The following is a 20777-nucleotide window of genomic DNA, read 5'->3' as shown; positions in this document are numbered from 1 at the left end:
CCATTTTACAAGGTCTCAGGCTATGAGTCTTCTTTTATATTCTAAAACTGATGTTGCACTTCAATTGTAAATTCGTCATACATAACTAAAGGAAGGTGCAACAAATGTTAAAGAGATTACCTGCAACAAAAGATGATTATCATGAGCTATCAAATATTTGGCTCAAATCAGTAAAAGCTACTCACAACTTTTTATCCTCCAAGGATCAAAAAGATATCCAAGAAAATTTGCCAGAATACTTTAAGCAAGTTAAATTATCAAAATGGAAAATCGGGAATAATATCATCGGATTTTCAGGAACATCAGATTCAGATCTAAGTATGCTATTCTTAGATCCAGAATACTTTAGACATGGCTATGGGAAAGAAATAATTAGTGAATTAATTAAAAGTGATAACATAAAGACAGTCACGGTCAATGAACAAAACATAAATGCTCTTTCATTTTATCAACATCAAGGATTCGAAATAGTCTCCAAATCCGAGACAGACGACGATGGCCGTCCATATCCAATACTAAATTTGAAATTAAAATAAAAAAGATGATTCTAAAATTCTATTGAACTTTAGAGTCATCTTTTTGCTTTGTATTTGTTTTTTTCTTTTTTGAACGTAATTTTGCTTTTTCTTCAGAATCATTTTCTTCTGATGAATCTTGCAATAGTGGTAATTCAATCCTAAATACAGTACCTGAACCCACTACACTTTCAACTTCTAGCGTACCATGATATATCTCTATCAATCTTTTTGCGATAGAAAGCCCTAGACCGTTTCCTCCACGCTTTCTAGAACGTGCCTTATCAACTCTGTAAAAACGATTAAAAATTCGTTTAACGTCATTTTTAGCAATTCCAAGGCCATAATCCTGAACAGCTATTTCTAGTACTTCAGAATTAGTAGATGCAGATAAACTTATTTCCTTCCTATCTGCAGAATACTTAAAGGCATTATCAAGAAGAATCACCAATACTTGCTCTAAGTGATTACGGTATATTTTTACAATACTACCTTCTCTGATATCGTCATCAAAATTGATAACAAAATCAGAATGCAGCATTTTAAAATCATTATAAACCTGCGTAAACAATGGTTTTACTTCAGTTGTCTGGTCAAGATAATCACTATCAATTTGCTCAACTCTTGTAAGATCAAGCATTTCTTGAATCAAGGATTGCATACGTTTCAATTCTTGCAGTGAAGAATTGATCGAATCATTCAAAACCTCTGGATCATCTTTACCCCAGCGTTGTAACATACTCAAATGACCTTCAAGTACCGCAACTGGGGTTCTCAACTCATGTGATACGTCTTCCACAAATTCTTTTTGTTGATTAGTATAAGCCTGCATTCTATCAAGCATCTTATTGATATTAACGGTCAAATCATAAATTTCATCATTTCTCTTACGAATCTTTATTCGAGAATCTGAATCTGGCTTTTTATTCAACGCATCAATTGTTTTATTAACAACTTTTATATTGTTTAATACTTGAGTTACAGCGAAATAACTAACAGCAACTCCAACCAAAAATACCACGACACCTGCCAGAACCAATCTGGTATTGAAAGCACGAATGATCTCAGGAGTTGCTACTTTGTCGACTGTATGCATTGCAAGTGTAGCAACAACAATATATGCAGCCAAAATAACGATTGAAATCATGGCAGTCCATTTAAAACGTATAGATATCCTCATCGACGCATCACGTATCCTTTACCACGGACAGTTGAAATATAGCTAGGAGCTCCACCACGATCAATCTTATTTCTCAAATACTTAATATAAACATCAACAACATTTGTTTCCGTGCTGCTGCCTGTTCCCCAGACACGTTCAAGTAAATCATCACGGCTGAGAACAGTACCAACATTCTCCATCAATGCACTTAACAAATCATATTCACGTCTGGTTAAGTCAATAACCTCACCATTACGCTTCAAAGTTTGAGTAGTTTTATCAATAACTAAATTCTTATACTTTAAAACCTGATCATTATTACGTGTCACATCAATATCCAAATCAATACGTCTTAACAACGCACGAATGCGAGCAAGTAATTCTTCAATTGCAAAAGGTTTGACAATATAATCATCAGCACCATGATCCAATCCAGATACGCGATCAATAATTGAATCACGTGCCGTCATCATAATAATCGGTGTATTCTTCTCTTGACGGATTCGACGGCAAACTTCGATTCCATTAAGTTCTGGAAGCATAAGATCAAGCAAAATCAAATCCCATTCTTCACCCAAAGCAGCATCAAGACCTGTTCGGCCATCCCGTTCAACAGTTACGTCATAATTTTCATGTTGAAGTTCGAGTTGAACAAACTTGGCCATGTTTTCTTCGTCTTCAATAACAAGTATCTTAGCCATACTATTCTCCCATATATTAAATTTTTTTAATTATCACTTAATTCATTAAGTGGACTGTGCCCTCTCAAGGCAATGCACTAATGATTTTAACATATAGCAAAAATTAAAAGAAGACAAGTTTTTTATTTCAAATTTATAAATTATACAAATTACACTAAAAATCACTGTAAATTAAAGAACAATTTACGAAATAAATCATTCTCTAATTATGAAAAATATAAATAAAAAAATAGGACTAATGAATTAATTCAATAGTCCCATCCTAAAAATATTATTGTTCTTCATACCATGTATAGTGGAAAATACCTGGTTTATCGGTTCTCTCATATGTGTGAGCACCGAAGTAATCTCTTTGTGCTTGTACTAAGTTAGCTGGTAATACTTCTGAACGATATTGATCATAATAAGTTACAGCTGACATGAATCCTGCAACAGGTATGCCCGCTTTAACAGCATAGCTTACAACATCACGAACTGCAGATTGATATTTATCAACAATATCCTTGAAGTAGTCATTCAATAACAAATTATCAAGCTTAGCATCTTTATCATATGCATCTGTAATCTTTTGTAGAAATTGTGCACGAATGATACAACCAGCACGCCAAATTTGTGCTATTTCACCATATTGCAAATTCCAATCATAGTGATCTGATGCTGCCTTCATTTGTGCAAATCCTTGAGCGTAACTCATAATCTTACTAAAGTATAATGCTTTACGAATCTTCTCAACTAATTCTTCTACATTTGCATCCGGCTTACTTGTTGGTCCAGCCAATACTTTACTTGCCTTAACACGTTCATCTTTATATGCAGAAATATAACGTGAATATACAGCCTCAGTAATAAGTGATTGTGGAACACCAAGTTCTAGTGCACTTTGTGAACTCCACTTACCAGTACCTTTGTTACCAGCCTTATCCATAATCTTATTTACAATAAAGTCGTCACTGCCCTCATCATCTTTTCTTGTAAGAATATCAGCAGTAATTTCAATTAAATAACTTGAAAGTTCACCCTTGTTCCAATCCTCAAAGACATCGGCAACTTTATTCAAATCATTATTGTACAAATGTTTAAGTAGATTAAAACTTTCAGAAATTAATTCCATATCACCATATTCAATACCATTATGAACCATTTTTACATAGTGACCGGCACCATTAGGTCCAATATATGATACACATGGGGCACCATCTTCATCGGCCTTAGCTGAAATTTGTTCCAAAATTGGAGCAACTAAATCATAAGCTTCCTTTTGACCACCGGGCATCAAAGAAGGCCCCTTCAAAGCACCTAGTTCACCACCAGATACACCCATTCCGATGAAATTAATACCTGATTCATCTAGTCGCTTATTTCTTGCAATAGTATCCTCAAAGAATGTGTTTCCACCATCGATCAAAACATCACCCTTATCGAGCAAAGGAATAAGTTGGTTGATAACTGCATCAGTACCAGCACCGGCCTTCACCATCATAAGAATACGACGTGGTTTCTCTAATGAATCGACGAAATCGTCAATTGTATAACTTGGATATAATTTCTTATCAGGATGTTCCTTAACAACCGCTTCAGTCTTTGAGCCAGTTCTGTTAAAAATCGCAACATCATAACCACGACTCTCAATATTTAGGGCCAAATTTTTACCCATAACAGCCATTCCAATAACACCAATTTGTGGTTTTGCCATACTTTTACCTCCAACTTTTATTACATAACAATTTAATCATAACAAAAAAATAAAAAAGGAGTATATAAAAGCTACTCCTTTTCCTCATTATCTTTAAATAAATTTTTTAATTTAGCAAATTCTGGATTAACTTGTTTATCCTCTTCTTTTTGCTTCTGATAATCATCTTCTGAAATAACTTCCCAGTTTTTACCTGACGGCATATTCTTACCATTAGCTTCATCTTCAGTCAAAATTTGACTAGGAATATTTAACAATATATTATCCAAAACAGACTCATAAATATTAATTGTTGGATTTTCATCATCAATTGGAATAATAACAGTATTCTCATCCAACTCTTCAGTATCAATGTTATCAATATTGTATGCTTCATTAATTCTAATCTTCATAGGAACTTGAACAGGTTCCAAACTTCTAGTTGATGGCAGCGTGATTACTGTTTCTACTTTAATATCGGAAATAACTAAGCCATTATCATTAAACAATTGCCCATCTACCTTAGCAGCTCCAACATTAATAATATCCTCTGAGCGTTCCTTCAATTCTTTTTCTATGTTTAAACTTTCGTTAAAAGCAAAGGGTTTGTCTTTGTACTTGCGTACATCTTGAACATCCCAATTTAACATTAACTTTCCCCTTTCATAATCGGTATTCTACCGAAATCTTGTTCTTCATTATTAACTAGTTCTCTAATTCTATCAGCTTTTAGCTCCAGTGACAAAAGTTCAGATTCTTTTTTTCCTACGCGAGTTATCAATGGTATTTCAACGTTTTTTTTCAGTGTTTTTAAATATTGTTTTCCTATTTCATCGAATCCTAAAATCCGTAAATATGGATTTTGATAAACAAAATCTATTTCAGATTTCTTAACATTCATTAAGGTATACAAGGTCAACCTTCTCAATCTAGCTCTTGTATAACGCTTTGACTTTATATTATTCAAAAAATCATCAAAGTTATCACTATGATTAATTTCTTTTATAAATTTATATTCCAATCCTTCAACCATCTGATATATTTGGTGTAATTCCAAAGCAGTACTACTTTGAATTTTATACTTTAAATAGTCAAAATAATCATTCCAAAACACACTTTTAGATGTATTAAACTGACTGCTCATTATATCAGGAATAGAATTACTAATATCTTCACCATTATTAATTTTATTACGAATTTCAGTTGCGCTAGTACCATTACTATCTCGTAAGATTGTTTTAACATCAATATTGTAGTCATTTAATAAAATATCTTGTACATAGTTCAACCCCAGTAACTGGTTAGGATTATCGAAAACATCCAAACTCGTATTCTTATACAAGTTATTAAGATTACTAGCATAAGAGTGACTGTAATCTTGATCAAACTCCGAACTAGTTTGAAGTAATTGATTTGCAACGGATTTAAAATTCAAATCTGTTTCAGTACCAAACACAAGACTATTAATTCCTAGCTCATTCAATAAGCGAATGCCACCCTTAGCAAATAAATTTGCTGGTTCAACCGCATATGCAAATGGAAGTTCTACTACAAGATCCACTCCACTTGAAATTGCCGCACTAGTACGACTCCATTTGTCGACAATGGCAAAATCACCCCGCTGTACAAAGTTGCCAGATACTACAGCAATTAAGACGTCAGGGTGATATTTTTTTTTAATTTCATCAATAAAAAGTTTATGACCATTGTGAAATGGATTAAATTCAGCTATAAATCCATAAATTTTTGTCATGAGAACCTCTATTTTTCGGCTTCAAAAAACCAACGGTTAGAATTTTGTTTTGGCTCTGATTTACCAAAATCCGCGCTTACCTTAATATTCTTGAATCCAATATCTTCAAGAATTGAAACAAATGTTTTAATTGGATATGTCCTCTCGCGATGAATTTCGGTATTAGATTTATATCCACCAATATCATCATCCCAATTAAAGAAGGTTAATTCATGTTCTATACTATGTGGATTATCACCTTCGTAACTATTCCACATGAAGGCTGAATCTTCTTCCTTATAATTAAACATATATCCTGGAAATACTTCATCCATTTGATATAAAGAGTGAGCATCGAACAGGTACTTTCCGTTAGAGTTAAGATGTTGATATGCTTGATTAAATGCTATTGCCAGCTCATCTTCATCTTTCAAGTAACAGATGGAATCATCGAAACAAGTAATTAAATCATAGTTATCAAGTTCAAAAAGATCCAACATATTACTTTGAATAAATGGGATTGTTACATTAGCAGATTTTGATTTTTCTTCAGCAATTTTTAACATTTCTTCAGACAAATCAGTACCATTAACATTATATTTATTTGCTAACAGAATCGTTAGATCACCTGTACCACAGGCAACATCAAGCAACGTTTCTTTTTCCGATGAACGTTGTTCAACATAATCAGCCCAATCATTGTACAAATCATCATCCATTAATTCACTATACACGCGAGCAAATGAATTATAAATCATTCTTCAGTAACCAAATTTGAAATATCAACTTCTGGTGCATCTGACCATAATTTTTCTAGATTATAAAAATCACGTTCTTCAGAAACAAATACATGAACAACAACATCGTGTAGGTCAATTAAAATCCATTTAGAATCACGTTTACCTTCAACGTGACCGACATCAACATTGTTCTTACCCATTTCATCCAAGATTTCTTGGACAATAGCATCAACTTGTCGTTGAGAACTAGCATCCATAATGACGAAGTAATCCGCCATAATACTTACTTCACTAATATTTAAAACATTAATATCATTAGCATGTTTACTGTCTGCAGCTTTTACAGCTGTTTCCATTATTTCCTTTGAGTTCAATTAAAGTTCTCCTTTTGAAATCCAATAATTATAGCTAGCAAATGTAGCTGGATAAATTTCTCGATTTTTATCAACTAAATGTTCTATTGAGTGCTTCAATTCGTATGCAACTGCAGAATCTATCGATTTATTTGCATACTCACGTGCAGCATCTATTCCAGGAAAATCACGCTTTGGTTCAATGAAATCTGCTACAAAAACGCACTTATCAACTTGCGTCATATTTGGCGCACCAACAGTATGACGTCGAATAGCATTTAATACATCTTCATCCGCAATCTTTAATTCATCCTTGATGATTTCAGCACCGACAATACCATGCCAAATTGCATTATTATAATTCAACAAGTCTGAATCGAGATGTTTAGATTTAATCTCATCAATAAACTCTTGATCAGATCTTTCTTTAGCGTAATCATGTAAAAGTCCTGCTAGACCGGCTTTTTCAACATCTGCACCATATTTATTTGCCAAATCACGTGAAACTTGTTCCACTCGAATACAATGAGTAAAACGAAAATCACTCATTTGATCTTTCATTCTTTTAACAACCGCTTCACGATCGAATCCATATTTTACTTCGTTATAGTTAAAATTAGTCAAGAAATAGCCCCCTATCTTTTATATACTCTTCTACTTCATCGGGAACCAAATACTTAATTGATTGGCCCTTCCTGACACGACTACGAATCATACTTGAACTAATTTCTAGTTCAGGAGTATTTACCCAAAGTATAGGATACTTCGATTTTTTCTCAAAACCTTTTCGGCAAACCCCAACAAAATGAACCATATTAATTAAATCATCAATATGAGACCAATCAGGTAAATTTTCAACCATATCTCCACCAATAATAAAGTAATACTCTGTATCAGGATTATATTCCTTCAAAAGCTTAATGGTTTCATAAGTATAACTTACCCCACCGCGATTAATATCAGTCAAGTCGAGATCAAAATGTATATTATCTCGTATGGCCATCTTAATCATCTCAATACGATCATTACTACTAATTGAGGGATGCTCTTTTTTGACATTCTTATGAGGTGGAATCTTGTCAGGTAAAAACAATACCTTATTCAAGCACAATTGTTCATATACTTGTTCAGCGATAACCAAATGTCCCATATGAATAGGGTTAAATGTTCCACCTAATATTCCAACATGACGTCTAGGGCGATTAGTATTAAATTGTGGTTTTACTTTAGTTAATAATTTACTTTTTGTATTCATTATTTTTCACTGCGTTCACTAAAACTAAATTTTTTCTAACTCAATAGATATCTTACGATTTTTAATTTTTGGTGCTTTTTTATAAATTACGACTTTTGAACCTATCACTTGGATTGGGACAATTTGATCATCAAATTCAGCCAATGCTTCAATTAAATCATGAGCTTCAACCATTGTATTTTGCAACAATGAAATTTTAATAAGTTCATTTTTATTTATTTGTAACTCAATTTGATCTAAGAGATTATCACTTAATCCCTCACGTCCAATTTGAATTAGTGGTTTAATAGTTTGAGCTTTTCCTCTCAAAAAACTATTCTTTTTTCCTTTAATTATCATATGTTCTCCTTAAATAATGGCATCACGTATGGATACGCTGACACCGTCTGGTACATAAACGCGCACTTTACTATTTGCAGGAATAGTAACCCATCCCAAACCATAAACCACAATATCAGACTTGGCATGAGCCGTGAATTCATGCTTCTTTAGTTCTGGAAATTCACTGATATCGGTTGGAGGAGTTAAATCTTTACCAACGTGCCTTTCGTAAAATTCTTCAGCGTTGATAGTCTTAGTACGATGTAATAACAAATTTTGATTTACATAAAAAACAACGTTAGTTTTTTCGTCTAGAAAATCAAATCTTGCTAATCCAGAAACAAATATTGATTGTCCGTCACGTAACTGGAATGTTGCCGGACGTAACGGTTTCTTTGGTGTGATAGTTTTCAAATCTTGATCATTTAAGAAATGAGCCAATTGATATTTATGAATAATTCCCGGTGTATCAACCAAATTATGACCATCATCCAGTGGAATATCAATTCTATCTAGAGTAGTACCAGGAAAACGGGAGGTAGTGATTAAGTTCTTAACATCTGAACTTTGAGCAATAATGCGATTAATCAAAGTTGACTTACCAGTATTAGTTGTTCCAACCACATAAACATCCTTGCCTTTACGATATTTATCTATCATTGTCATCAACTTATCAATATTGATCCCCTTTTCAGCCGATACCATTAATTGATCAACTGACTTAATTCCATTTTCCTTACTCTTCTGTTGCAACCAATTCAATAAGCGATTCTGATTAACTGATCTAGGCAATAGGTCAACTTTGTTTCCTACTACCAATATATCCTTATCACCAACGAATCTTTGCAAGCCTGGAATAACACTACCTTCATAGTCGAAAATATCGATAACATTGACTATAAGCCCGTCTTTTTGTGCGATTGAATCTAATAATCTCAAAAAATCGTCATCATCAACACTTACATCAGTAATTTCATTGTAATTACGAAGTCGGAAACATCTTTTACACAATAGCTCTCTAGAATCGTCATCCGATTCCATATACTTCTTTAATGTAGAATTTTGAATAAAACCTGGCTTTGTGGAATCTTCTGTTTGGAGCTCAGCTCCACAACCAATACAATACAATTCTTCACTAGTCTCTGTCATTTAATGAATCCTTCCAATACATATTCGAATCGTGTTTCTGTATAAATTTTAAAATAGGACGCTCAAAAAATCTATTAACTCGGGTTTTCTTTGCATCTGTTTTTACTATGGGTTTCACTAACACGGTTTGAAGCTTAGCCATGTTACCTGCTAAAACATCAGTCATAACTTGGTCACCAACAAATAAAACATTTGACGGATTAATCCCTTGTTCTTTTAAATGATGTTTAATTGCAAATGGCAGTGGCTTGGCAGCACGAGCAACGATTGTTACTGGCAAATCAGTCACTGCCTTTTCAACACGTTCATAGCTATTATTGGATACTATCATAACTTCAATATTAGCTCTATTCATTTGATTAAGCCACTTGCGTAATGTCAGTTCATATCTGTTACTATTCCATGGCAAAAGTGTATTGTCCAAATCTGTCATTATGGTGGTAATATTCATTCTCTTTAAATCACTAGCATCTAAATCAGTAATTTTATTGAGCATAACATTTGGTTTAAACATTTTTAGTCCTCTTTATTTACCTTAGTAAAAAAACGCAATTTGGAATATCCAAATTACGTTTTCATCATTAAGCTAAAGCTTTTTTAGCTGTATCTACTAAACTTGTGAATGCTTTTGGATCTTCAATAGCTAATTGTGCTAACATCTTACGGTTGATATCAACATTAGCTAACTTCAAACCATGCATTAATTTGCTGTAGCTGATTTCGTTCATTCTTGCAGCAGCATTGATTCTTGCAATCCATAACTTACGGAAATCGCGTTTTCTTTGGCGACGATCACGGAATGCATAACGGTATGAAACCATTACTTGTGTATGTGCAGCTTTAAAAGTGATATGTTTTGAACCACGATATCCTTTAGCTAATTTTAATACTTTCTTACGACGTTTACGAGTTACTGTTCCACCTTTTACACGTGGCATAATGACTCCTCCTTTAAATTACAAATAAATAATTAGTATGTAGCTAGCATTTGTTTGATACGTTTCATATCACTTGCATTAACCATTCCTGGTTTAGCCAATTGACGACGTTGCTTCTTTGTCTTACCGTGGAAACGGTGACTTGTATAAGCATGGCTTCTCTTCCAACCACCATTAGCAGTTTTCTTGAATCTCTTTGCTGATGCACGGTGTGTTTTTTGTTTAGGCATTAGAAACCCCTCCACTATTTTTTCTTATTGTCTTTGGAACTAATTGGATCAAGCATCAAGAACATGTTACGGCCGTCCATCTTAGGCTTAGTTGTTACAGTTGCAACATCCTTAGTCTCTTCAGCTACACGGTCTAAAACTTCTTTACCTATCTCTTTATGAGTAATTGCTCTACCCTTAAAACGAAGAGATACTTTGACCTTATCACCTTTAGCTAAGAACTTACGAGCATTATTGACCTTAGTGTTGAAGTCATTGGCTTCAATAGTAGGACTTAGTCGAACTTCCTTTAAACTAACGGTTTTTTGTTTCTTACGTGCTTCACGATTTTTCTTTTGAAGTTCAAACTTATATTTTCCATAATCCATAATTCTGGCTACAGGTGGTTTTGCACCTGGGGACATAAGGACAAGGTCCATATTAGCTGCATCAGCCAAACGTTGGGCTTCTGCTGTTGGCTTAACACCAACTTGATCTCCTGTTTCTGAAATTAATCGTACTTCTTTAGCACGGATTTGATCGTTTATTAATAGATCTCTTGCTATGAGTAGTCACCTCCGAAAAATCTGATCCCACAAAAAAAGTGGGCGCATACGCACGCCCACTATTATCTACATAATCGTATTAACCTAGAGGCCATAAAGCTTAGGTGAGAAGCGGGCGCTTCTGCTTAATCTCAACAGTTAAATACTATAAACCATCCGTAATTGAATGTCAACTACTTATAATGGCTTTTGTCATTAACCATTACTACGACTGAAGTTGTTAATATCTGAAACAACTGAGCCGACAAACATTGGTAAGTTTTCTGATTCTGAATCTTCTTCTCCATACTTTCTAACTGAAACTGTTGCATCAGCCATCTCTTGGTCACCAACAACGGCTGTGTATGGAATCTTCATTGTTTGAGCATCACGGATCTTGTAACCCATCTTTTCATCACGTGTATCGATTTCAGCACGGATATTCTTAGCACGCAATTCCTTAAGTAAGTTTTCTGCATATGCACCATGAAGTTTTTGGTTAACAGCAATAATACGTACTTGTGTTGGAGCTAACCATGTTGGGAAGGCACCCTTGTACATTTCAATTAAGTAAGCAATAAATCTTTCCATTGTTGAAACAATACCACGGTGAATCATAACTGGTCTATGTTCTTCACCATCTGAACCTGTATATGTTAGTTGGAATTTCTCTGGTTGCATGAAGTCTAATTGAATTGTTGATAATGTTTCATCATTACCCAAAGCTGTCTTTGTTTGAACGTCTAGCTTTGGACCATAGAATGCAGCTTCTCCTTCTGCTTCATAGTAATCAAGACCTAATTCATCCATAGCACCTTTAAGCATTGATTGTGACTTGTTCCACATTTCATCGTCATCAAAGTATTTTTCTGTATTAGCAGGATCTCTATAACTTAGACGGAATGAATAGTCAGTAATATCAAAGTCTTTGTATACTTCAACCATCAATTGAAGTGTACGTTTGAATTCAGCTTGAATTTGGTCAAGAGCAACAAATGTGTGACCATCATTAAGTGTCATTTCACGAACACGTTGTAGACCAGTCAAAGCACCTGATTTTTCATATCTGTGCATCATTCCTAGTTCAGCAATACGGACTGGCAATTCACGGTATGAACGTTTGTGGTGGTTATAAATTTGAATATGTGAAGGACAGTTCATAGGACGTAATTCAAGCATTTCGCCATCACCCATGTCCATTGGTGGGAACATGTCTTCACGGTAGTGTTCCCAGTGACCTGAAGTCTTATAAGCATTTAAGTTCATAAGGATTGGTGTATAAACGTGTTGATAACCCCATGCAACTTCCTTATCAATAATATATCTCTCAATTACACGACGAATTGTTGCACCGTTTGGCATCCAATATGGAAGTCCTGCACCAACTTCTGGATCAACGAAGAATAAGTCAAGATCACGACCAATTGTTCTGTGATCACGTTCTTTAATCTCAGCACGACGTTTTGCATCGGCTTCAAGGTCAGCTTCTTTATAGAAAGCTGTACCATAAATTCTTTGTAACATTGGGTTACTTGACTTACCTTGCCAATATGCACCAGCAACTGATAGCAAGCTAAAGTGCTTTAAGTTCTTCATACTTGGAAGAATTGCATCATAACCAAAATCAACGAATCCATCCAATTTGTAAACAGGAATTTGAACTGATTCAATAGCACCAATCAATGATGACTTGTAAGGATCATCTTTGAACATTTCAACAAGTTCTGACTTGTCCATCATGACACGTTCAACTTTGTCATTGTTCTTGATAATCTTGTGCATTATAGCTGAAATTTCTTCCAACTCATCAACACTGATTTGACCTTCTTTATCATCTGTATCAACGAAGAAACCATCATCGTTTGATTCTTTTTCACCAAAGTGAAGGTTCTTCTTAAATTGACTAGCAGCAGCACCAAATACTAAGCTAGCAGTATTTCTCAAAACCTTAAGTGAATCTTCATCATCTTCACCGGCAATAATCTCAATCTTACCATCTTGGCTGATTGGACGTTCTACATCGATCAAAGTGTCGTTAAGTTTACCAGCAACAGCTTTTTTGCCTAGTGATGTACTAATTGACTTAGCAACATCTTGGACAGTTGTGCCTTCATCAAACTCTCTAACAGAATCATCTGGAAATGTTAATTTGATTTTTGACATACAGTTTCCTCCTAAAATTTGGGCAACAAAAATGCGTCCCTGAAGTATATATACATATTAAATACATACATACTTCAGGGACGCATCTCTACGCGGTTCCACCCACTTTAAAACTGCACAATAACAGTTTTCACTCTTTTGGTTATAAAGTAACCGACAATTATACAATTTTTAGTGAAAGTGGTAACTCCAGTAATAGGTAAGCTTTCAGTGACCGTACCCTCCCTGAATAGAACCGAAGTGTTGTCTTTCATGCACTTATTGAAACATTTATAAATTAATTTTGCAAGTCTAAATTGAAAATCTATCTTGAAAATCTCTTATTTGGCCCACTAACAATTACTTCTTTTGAAAGATATTTAACACGTTCCATAATACGTTGTGCCTTTACTGGCTCTTCCTCTCCACGCTGATTAATAGACAAGTGTTGTTCCAGCTCAGACATTGAAAAGTTTGATGAGAAAAATGTTGGCATATTTTCTTGCATACGATATTGCAAAATAACACCTAACACTTCATCTCGAATCCAGCTTGACATTGAATCAGCTCCAATATCATCAAGCATTAATATTTCTGCATCTTTGACTTTATTAACACGATCAAGAACATTATTTTGACCAATGGAGTTTTTCATTTCTATAGCAAATGTCGGAAAATGCATAATGGTTGTTTTTATATCGTCCTTAATTAGTTCATTAGCTATTGCACCTAAAAGGTACGTCTTACCGACTCCAAAGTCACCAGCTAAATATAGACCAGGGATAAAGTCATTACTTTTGTGCTCATAATTATCAATAAAATCAAGTGCCGACTCAAGTGCATGTTGTCTCCCATCTCCACCGTAATCAGATAAAGTAGCTTTTCGAATATCTTTTGGCATATTCAACAACACAAACTTGGATTCGTAATTATTTTCTTTTTCCTTTTTAATTGTGCGACTGTTGGGGGCATATACAACTTCTATATTGTGATTACTTACTGTCAGCTGTGGTACATAACCTTTTGATAGTTCACTCGGATGCGTTTTATGATTATAAAATTCGTAAATGCTTGCAGCACTCACATCAATAGCATCTGAATTAATAGATTCTGAATTTTCCTTCAAAAACTTCTGCACGTCTGGATCATTCAATGCTTGACTCATTAAACGACGATAATCATCAGTTAGATTTTTCGAATTTAAATATTCAGCTAGTTTTGATCCTAAATTTTCCATGATTAATTATCCTTATTTCTCATTTTTCTGAGTCTTTCTTGTAGTTCTTGTTGTTTTTTACGCGTATCTCCACTGATTGGTTGGGCAGTCACTTTGCTCCAATCTGTTCCTTGTTCCACACGACGTGGGCCTTTATTATTGTTATAACGGCGTTTCGGATTGCGTGGCTTAGTTTTGAAATCATGTAACCTTTGCAGTGCTTGCTCTGGTGTCTCAACATTATTTTGCTGCCAATCATTTGCCATGGTTTCCATCAATGGCAATGTTAACGTTGGTGAATTTTGCAAAATATAATCAACCATAATATTTAAAACAGCTGGGGACAGGTAGGTTTTCATTGCCATATCACGTAATGCACGCGATTCCACTGTACCAGTGAATCCACCACTTTTTTTCTTTTCCGCAGCCAAAAAGTCAGCTGGAGCAAGAGTCTTTGCCTGTTTCAACAGTATATCATCAGCACGATTAAAATGCGTAGCAACACCATTTTTGTTATCTTCATTTGAATTATTACTTTGATTTGTTGAATTTTTAATTGAAATATTAGCATTCTTCTCAAATCGATCTTGAACAGTTCTCTTCAAACGCACTGGATCAATTTTATTATTTACAATATCACAAGTTTGACCAATCAAATTTATAATTGCCATTTCATCAATTCCATAAAAAACATGAAGACTAATAATCAACTCTTGATTAGACAATAAATCATCATTAGTAATTTTAAACAACTGACCAATACGCTCAGAAATCAGCTCCCAGTCTAATGACAAATTTTCACTTTCTTTAATCTTTGGTTTCTTTTGTTCATCAATATCTACGAAGTCATTTTGAGTGCTTTTCACAGCTGAAGGAGTATTTATCAAATCATCATTACTTAATTGAAATACTTCAAGAAAATCTTTACTTACTTCCTTAGAATCATTAAGAATCTCAGTCGACTGTGCGTATTTTTTAACTAACTTATGATAATTCTTATCACCAATTTGTTCATATAAAAAGATACTCATTAAATCATCACTAAAAAATTCATGTGGCACTAAAGGTTCAAACAATTGGTAAACCATATAATTACCTAAATCATCATGCTTTTCATAAGAACGGATCAAACCTAATGCCTCAGCCTTTATTCGCTCATTATAAAAAGTCTTCAAATCAATATCTAACAAGCTCATCAAGTCAGCATGACTTTGACGATTGCTGATCAACTCTTTGTTAGGAATTTTTTCCCAAAGTAATAAATAAATACTATATGCCCGAGTTCCAAGCAATGGTAAATAAAGATCAGTCAATATATGATGATCATAATCATTTATTTGTCCATGTGGCAAACACCAATAACCCGTCAATGGTGTAAACTTTGTCGGATCATAATTAAATTCTTTTGCCAATTAATTGCTCCTTAATCTTTATCAGATTTATCCTTAGATCCATCATTTGCCATCATTTCTTGAACCTCTTTCATAAATCCATTCATATCTTTGAATTCACGATAAACACTGGCAAAGCGGATATAAGTAACATCATCAACATCAGCAAGAATCTTCATAACGTACTCACCAATGGTTTGTGAACCAACTTCATTTTCACCAGTTGCACGAATTTGATTCTCAACCTTATCGACAATTTCATTCATTTGATCAATTGTAACTGGACGTTTTTCAGCAGCACGAACTAAACCACGTAATAACTTTTCACGACTGAATTCTTCACGGTTACCATTTTTTTTGATTACTAGTAATGGAGATTTTTCAATCCTTTCAAAGGTTGTAAAACGTGTGCCACAATATTCGCATTCTCTTCTACGTCTAATAGCACGACCCTCATCGCTTGGACGACTGTCGACAACTTTTGATGAATCATGATGACAATGTGGACAAATCATATCATCAGCCTCTTTTCTGTATCATAATTTTTTTATTAAATTATAAATTTCAGTTTTTAAAATATTCAAGTTGCCTGAATTATCAATTACAAGATCTGCACGACTTTTCTTTTCTTCCATCGACATTTGTGAATTAATTTTGTTCAAAGCATCTTCTTTACTAATTCTATCACGTTCCATCAAGCGATCTAACTGTATTTCCTCAGGAACGTAAATACTTATAATACCATCAAAATAGTCCTGATAATTAGATTCGAATAATAATTGAATCTCAAATATCACTATTTTTTTATCACTTGATTCACTAACTTGTTTAATTATATGTAGAATCTGCTTTCTTATCAATGGGCCTGTAATATCTGTTAACCTTTTTAATTGACTTTTATCATTAAAAACAATTGATCCTAGCTTCTTACGATTCAAAGATCCATCACTAAATAAGATTTCACTGCCAAAAGTTTGTATAACCTGGCTTAGGCCATCCGTTCCTGGTTTAACAATATCTCTTGCAACTTTATCAGCATCATATACTACGCAACCATTTTGCCTAAATAAATCCAAAACGGTTGATTTTCCAGATGCTATTCCTCCGGTCAATCCATATATCTTACTCATTTTATAACCTGGCAATGTGGACAGAAATGTGTGCCTCGTCCACCAACTTTAATCTTTTCAATCTCAGTACCACAACGATCACACGGAGTTCCCTCACGATTATATGCATGCAAGAAATCCTGCATATGACCAGCATGACCAGTTGAATCGAGGTAAGATCTGACAGTTGAGCCTCCAGCATCAATTCCCATCGTCATTTCTTCATTTGAGTATTTGATAATATTCTTAATATCTTCATCATTCAAATGATTTGCTGGAGTTTCAGGATGTAGCTTGGCACTCCACAATACTTCATCAACATAAATATTCCCCAAACCACTCATAACCGACTGATCCAACAATACTGTCTTAATATCTTTTCGATGACGCATAATTCTCGGTTTCACGTTTTCAAATGTGAACTCATCAGAAAGTGGTTCCGGACCCAACTTAGAAATAGATTTGTTATTCGAAAGATCATCCGTCCTCCACAACTGCATACGTCCAAACTTGCGAACATCATTATAAATGAGTTTTTGCCCATTATCCAAAGTAAAAATTGCGTGTGAATGCTTATCTATCATTGCTGGATCAGCGGAAACACGATACTTTCCTTCCATTCGCAGATGACTAATAATCGTATATCCATTATCCAAATGTATTAATAAGAATTTTGCGCGACGACCTATATCTTCGATCGTAGTTCCAGTGACCATGTCAATGAATTGTTGTACATCCCCAGTTATCAAATTTTGATATCTAATCTCAACATTTTTGATTTTTCTACCTTTGATTTGAGAAATCAATCCTCGCTTAACGGTTTCTACTTCTGGCATTTCAGGCATATTATCCCCTCATTTCATTACTCATTTATTATTTAGCTTCATACCAACTCTCACCATGTGCGGATCCCACTTTTAATGGAACATCCAATTTAACAGCTGAATCCATTACACTTGGCACCAGCTTTTCTAAAATTGGAATTTCTGATTTTGGAGCTTCAAATATCATTTCATCATGAACTTGCAATAATAAGTTTGCTTGCAAGTTTTCTTTTTTGATCATTTTTTGCATGTTTATCATAGCAACTTTAATAATATCAGCAGCACTACCCTGAATTGGTGTGTTCATTGCTGTTCTTTGTGCGAAGTTTCTAATATTAAAATTCTTAGAATGGATATCTGGTAAATATCTACGACGATGCATAATTGTTTCAACATAACCATTTTCACGGGCAAATTTGACAATATCGTCCATATATTTTTTAACACCGGGATATTGTTCAAAGTATGAATCAATAAATTGGGCAGCCTCTTTACGAGTTATACCGATATTTTGTGATAGACCGTAGTCACTTATCCCATAAACAATACCAAAATTAGTAGCTTTAGCTTTACGTCTCATATCTGGTGTAACTTCATCAGTACTGTCCAAGCCAAATATTCTCATAGCTGTGTGCGCATGAATATCATAATCTTCTTTAAACGCCTCTTGCATATTTTCATCACCCGAAATATGTGCTAAGACACGTAACTCAACTTGTGAGTAGTCGGCTGAAAACATTTCCCAATCATCATCTTGTGGCACGAAAGCCTTTCTTATTTGACGACCCTCATCAATTCTAATCGGAATATTTTGTAAATTAGGCTCAATTGAAGACAAACGACCAGTTTGAGTCAAAGTTTGTTGGTAAATTGTATGAATACGATTATCAGGTTGAATAAACTTTTGCAATCCAATAGCATAAGTAGAATTTATCTTAGAAATTTGACGGTAGTCCAAGATTTTTTGAACTACTGGAGATTTACCTTTTAGTTTTTCAAGTACAACTACCGCTGTTGAATAACCAGTTTTAGTCTTTTTAATAACCGGTAATTTTAATTTTTCAAACAAAATAACGCCCAGTTGTTTTGGAGAATTAATATTAAACTCCTCTCCAGCTTCTGAATATATTTGTTGCTCAATACTACTTAGTCTCTTAGCAAAATCGTTTTGCATTTCTTTTAAACGACTTGCATCAACTTTAACACCCTTTATTTCCATGCTAGCTAAAACATTGGATAGTGGAAGTTCAATTTCATCATATAAACTATCCTGATCATTTTCTTTTAACTCGGCAAACATTTTATCATGTAATTCATTTATAATATGTGCCTTTTGACACATGAAATTCATTAATACTTGTTCGTCATCCGGTACGGATTTTTTTACACCTTTACCATAAAATTCTTCTTCATTTGGCAAATTGTGTCCATAATTCTGTGCAACAATACCAATATCACTCTTATTATCATTCGTATCCAGCAAGTAGGATACTAACAACATATCGAAGCTAACACCAGCAAATTCACAACCGTAGCGATGCAACAAGGCTACAGTCTTTTTATTATCAAAAACATATTTTTCTTTATTTTCATCTGCTAACCAATTTTTAAACTTATCATTTTCTAAAATTGAAACATCAGTTGTACTGTAAAATTCTCCATTACTTTCAACTGCTAAACCAATAATGGAAGAAATGTGATAGTTTTCTCCAAAGCTTTCTACGATAACTGTCTGCGGTTTATTGCAAGATACAATTTTATCCACTGCGTCAGAATTCAATTCAGTGAACTTAATATCAGCCATTTCTTCTTTGACTTCTTCAGTATCAATGTTCATTTTTTCTAAGAAAGATTTAAAATCCATTCGTTGATAAAACTTAATTAATTGTTCTTGATTATCTCCTCGATATTCTAATTCACCGAGCTTCAATTCAACTGGAGCTTCACAATTGATTGTCGCTAACTTCTTGCTTAAGAAAGCTTGGTCCTTATCATTAATAAGATGCTCCTTAAGTTTGCTCTTTTTCATTTCATCTACATGTTCATACAGTCCTTCCATAGAACCGTATTCGTTTAGCAACTTAATAGCTGTCTTTTCACCAACTTTTTCAACACCAGGATAATGATCAGAAGTATCGCCCATTAATCCCTTCATATCAATGATTTGTTCAGGAGTAATACCAAGTTTTTCTTTAACATGTTCTGGAGTATACGTTTCAGTTTCAGTCACGCCTTTGACATTAACTCTAACTGTAACTTTATCAGTCGTTAATTGTGTAAGATCCCGATCACCAGTAATTATCGTAACGTCCATTCCATCTAATTGGCCCTTACGCGACATAGTTCCAATAATGTCATCTGCTTCATAATTTTTTAACTCATAAGTTTTAATTCCACGTAAATTAAGCATCTCTTGAATCAATGGTAGTTGTTCCATTAATTCAGGTGGTGTCTTAGCACGAGTACCCTTATAATCTGAAAACATTTCTGTTCTAAAAGTTGTTTTTCCGGCATCAAATGCTACTAACGCGTGTGTAGGATTCTCGTCTTTTAAAATTAAATCTAGCATATTATTAAAGGCATATAAGGCATTTGTGTGGATACCATCGCCTGAAACAAATTTGTCTAATACATTATGCATGGCAAAAAATGCTCTAAATGAGACACTATTTCCATCAATTAAAAGTAACTTTTTGTTTTTCGTCATTTTTTCTCCCATTGAAACGAAATTAATCAATATTATTTTAACAAATAAACGGACCGTGTAACAGTTGTTGCGTTTACTGTATCAAAAAAAGCCCAG

Annotated in this window: 23 protein-coding genes and 1 other annotated feature; of the genes, 1 reads left to right on the top strand and 22 read right to left on the bottom strand. The window is 34.1% G+C overall.

Going from position 1 to position 20777, the window contains the following annotated elements:
- The first annotated feature begins 104 nt into the window (after nt 1-104).
- Nucleotides 105-536, top strand: a complete 432-nt coding sequence (locus EKM79_RS07860; RefSeq protein ID WP_125567611.1) for a GNAT family N-acetyltransferase — start codon at nt 105-107, stop codon at nt 534-536.
- A 19-nt stretch (nt 537-555) separates the two neighbouring features.
- On the opposite strand, the gene EKM79_RS07855 is transcribed toward EKM79_RS07860, so the two are convergent.
- The 22 genes from EKM79_RS07855 to polA form a co-directional block, all read right to left on the bottom strand.
- Nucleotides 556-1695, bottom strand: a complete 1140-nt coding sequence (locus EKM79_RS07855; RefSeq protein ID WP_125567609.1) for a sensor histidine kinase — start codon at nt 1693-1695, stop codon at nt 556-558.
- Complete coding sequence (locus EKM79_RS07850) at nt 1692-2378, bottom strand: response regulator transcription factor (protein ID WP_125567607.1); 687 nt, start codon at nt 2376-2378, stop codon at nt 1692-1694. Before EKM79_RS07850 ends, EKM79_RS07855 begins: the two co-directional genes overlap by 4 nt.
- Before the next feature lie 271 nt (nt 2379-2649).
- A complete protein-coding gene (gene gndA, locus EKM79_RS07845) occupies nt 2650-4071 on the bottom strand; it encodes an NADP-dependent phosphogluconate dehydrogenase (RefSeq protein WP_125567605.1) in 1422 nt (473 codons plus the stop codon).
- A gap of 71 nt (nt 4072-4142) precedes the next feature.
- Nucleotides 4143-4700 carry a YceD family protein gene (locus EKM79_RS07840; protein ID WP_125567603.1) on the bottom strand — a complete coding sequence of 186 codons (558 nt, stop codon included), beginning with the start codon at nt 4698-4700 and terminating at the stop codon, nt 4143-4145.
- Nucleotides 4700-5803: a nucleotidyltransferase gene (locus EKM79_RS07835; protein WP_125567601.1), complete on the bottom strand. Its 1104-nt coding sequence runs from the start codon at nt 5801-5803 to the stop codon at nt 4700-4702. Before EKM79_RS07835 ends, EKM79_RS07840 begins: the two co-directional genes overlap by 1 nt.
- 8 nt (nt 5804-5811) lie before the next feature.
- The gene (locus tag EKM79_RS07830) at nt 5812-6540 is read right to left on the bottom strand and encodes a class I SAM-dependent DNA methyltransferase (RefSeq protein ID WP_125567599.1); all 729 of its coding nucleotides are present in this window, start codon (nt 6538-6540) and stop codon (nt 5812-5814) included.
- Nucleotides 6537-6896, bottom strand: a complete 360-nt coding sequence (gene rsfS, locus EKM79_RS07825; RefSeq protein WP_125567598.1) for a ribosome silencing factor — start codon at nt 6894-6896, stop codon at nt 6537-6539. Before rsfS ends, EKM79_RS07830 begins: the two co-directional genes overlap by 4 nt.
- Nucleotides 6897-7499 carry a bis(5'-nucleosyl)-tetraphosphatase (symmetrical) YqeK gene (gene yqeK, locus EKM79_RS07820; protein ID WP_125567596.1) on the bottom strand — a complete coding sequence of 201 codons (603 nt, stop codon included), beginning with the start codon at nt 7497-7499 and terminating at the stop codon, nt 6897-6899.
- A complete protein-coding gene (locus tag EKM79_RS07815) occupies nt 7492-8130 on the bottom strand; it encodes a nicotinate-nucleotide adenylyltransferase (protein ID WP_211331280.1) in 639 nt (212 codons plus the stop codon). The genes yqeK and EKM79_RS07815 overlap by 8 nt, the downstream gene beginning before the upstream one ends.
- Nucleotides 8131-8154: 24 nt before the next feature.
- On the bottom strand, nt 8155-8469 hold the full coding sequence (locus EKM79_RS07810; protein WP_125567592.1) for a YhbY family RNA-binding protein: 315 nt from the start codon (nt 8467-8469) through the stop codon (nt 8155-8157).
- 9 nt (nt 8470-8478) lie between these two features.
- Nucleotides 8479-9600, bottom strand: coding sequence for a ribosome biogenesis GTPase YqeH (gene yqeH / locus EKM79_RS07805; protein ID WP_125567590.1), 1122 nt, complete (start codon nt 9598-9600; stop codon nt 8479-8481).
- Nucleotides 9587-10114: a YqeG family HAD IIIA-type phosphatase gene (locus EKM79_RS07800; RefSeq protein ID WP_125567588.1), complete on the bottom strand. Its 528-nt coding sequence runs from the start codon at nt 10112-10114 to the stop codon at nt 9587-9589. Before EKM79_RS07800 ends, yqeH begins: the two co-directional genes overlap by 14 nt.
- A 67-nt stretch (nt 10115-10181) precedes the next feature.
- Nucleotides 10182-10538 carry a 50S ribosomal protein L20 gene (rplT, locus tag EKM79_RS07795; protein ID WP_125567587.1) on the bottom strand — a complete coding sequence of 119 codons (357 nt, stop codon included), beginning with the start codon at nt 10536-10538 and terminating at the stop codon, nt 10182-10184.
- Between the two features lie 32 nt (nt 10539-10570).
- A complete protein-coding gene (gene rpmI / locus EKM79_RS07790) occupies nt 10571-10768 on the bottom strand; it encodes a 50S ribosomal protein L35 (RefSeq protein WP_025024860.1) in 198 nt (65 codons plus the stop codon).
- A 14-nt stretch (nt 10769-10782) separates the two neighbouring features.
- Nucleotides 10783-11313 (bottom strand): translation initiation factor IF-3, encoded by a 531-nt coding sequence (infC, locus tag EKM79_RS07785; RefSeq protein WP_125567584.1) that lies wholly within the window; start codon nt 11311-11313, stop codon nt 10783-10785.
- A gap of 24 nt (nt 11314-11337) precedes the next feature.
- Nucleotides 11338-11446: a sequence feature (ribosomal protein L20 leader region), on the bottom strand.
- A gap of 62 nt (nt 11447-11508) precedes the next feature.
- Nucleotides 11509-13455: a threonine--tRNA ligase gene (gene thrS, locus EKM79_RS07780; RefSeq protein WP_125567582.1), complete on the bottom strand. Its 1947-nt coding sequence runs from the start codon at nt 13453-13455 to the stop codon at nt 11509-11511.
- Nucleotides 13456-13759: 304 nt separating this feature from the next.
- Nucleotides 13760-14671, bottom strand: coding sequence for a primosomal protein DnaI (gene dnaI, locus EKM79_RS07775; RefSeq protein WP_125567580.1), 912 nt, complete (start codon nt 14669-14671; stop codon nt 13760-13762).
- A gap of 2 nt (nt 14672-14673) precedes the next feature.
- A complete protein-coding gene (locus tag EKM79_RS07770; protein WP_125567578.1) occupies nt 14674-16062 on the bottom strand; it encodes a DnaD domain protein in 1389 nt (462 codons plus the stop codon).
- An 11-nt stretch (nt 16063-16073) separates the two neighbouring features.
- Nucleotides 16074-16556: a transcriptional regulator NrdR gene (gene nrdR, locus EKM79_RS07765; protein ID WP_125567576.1), complete on the bottom strand. Its 483-nt coding sequence runs from the start codon at nt 16554-16556 to the stop codon at nt 16074-16076.
- 21 nt (nt 16557-16577) lie between these two features.
- The gene (gene coaE / locus EKM79_RS07760; RefSeq protein ID WP_125567575.1) at nt 16578-17171 is read right to left on the bottom strand and encodes a dephospho-CoA kinase; all 594 of its coding nucleotides are present in this window, start codon (nt 17169-17171) and stop codon (nt 16578-16580) included.
- Complete coding sequence (gene mutM / locus EKM79_RS07755) at nt 17168-17995, bottom strand: bifunctional DNA-formamidopyrimidine glycosylase/DNA-(apurinic or apyrimidinic site) lyase (RefSeq protein WP_125567573.1); 828 nt, start codon at nt 17993-17995, stop codon at nt 17168-17170. Before mutM ends, coaE begins: the two co-directional genes overlap by 4 nt.
- A 28-nt stretch (nt 17996-18023) precedes the next feature.
- Complete coding sequence (gene polA, locus EKM79_RS07750) at nt 18024-20681, bottom strand: DNA polymerase I (protein ID WP_125567571.1); 2658 nt, start codon at nt 20679-20681, stop codon at nt 18024-18026.
- Nucleotides 20682-20777 lie beyond the last annotated feature (96 nt).

This window comes from Companilactobacillus insicii (assembly GCF_003946015.1).
GTDB lineage: Bacteria > Bacillota > Bacilli > Lactobacillales > Lactobacillaceae > Companilactobacillus > Companilactobacillus insicii.
The sequence above is the reverse complement of the archived record's forward strand: the minus strand, read 5'-3'. Positions and strand labels throughout refer to the sequence as shown.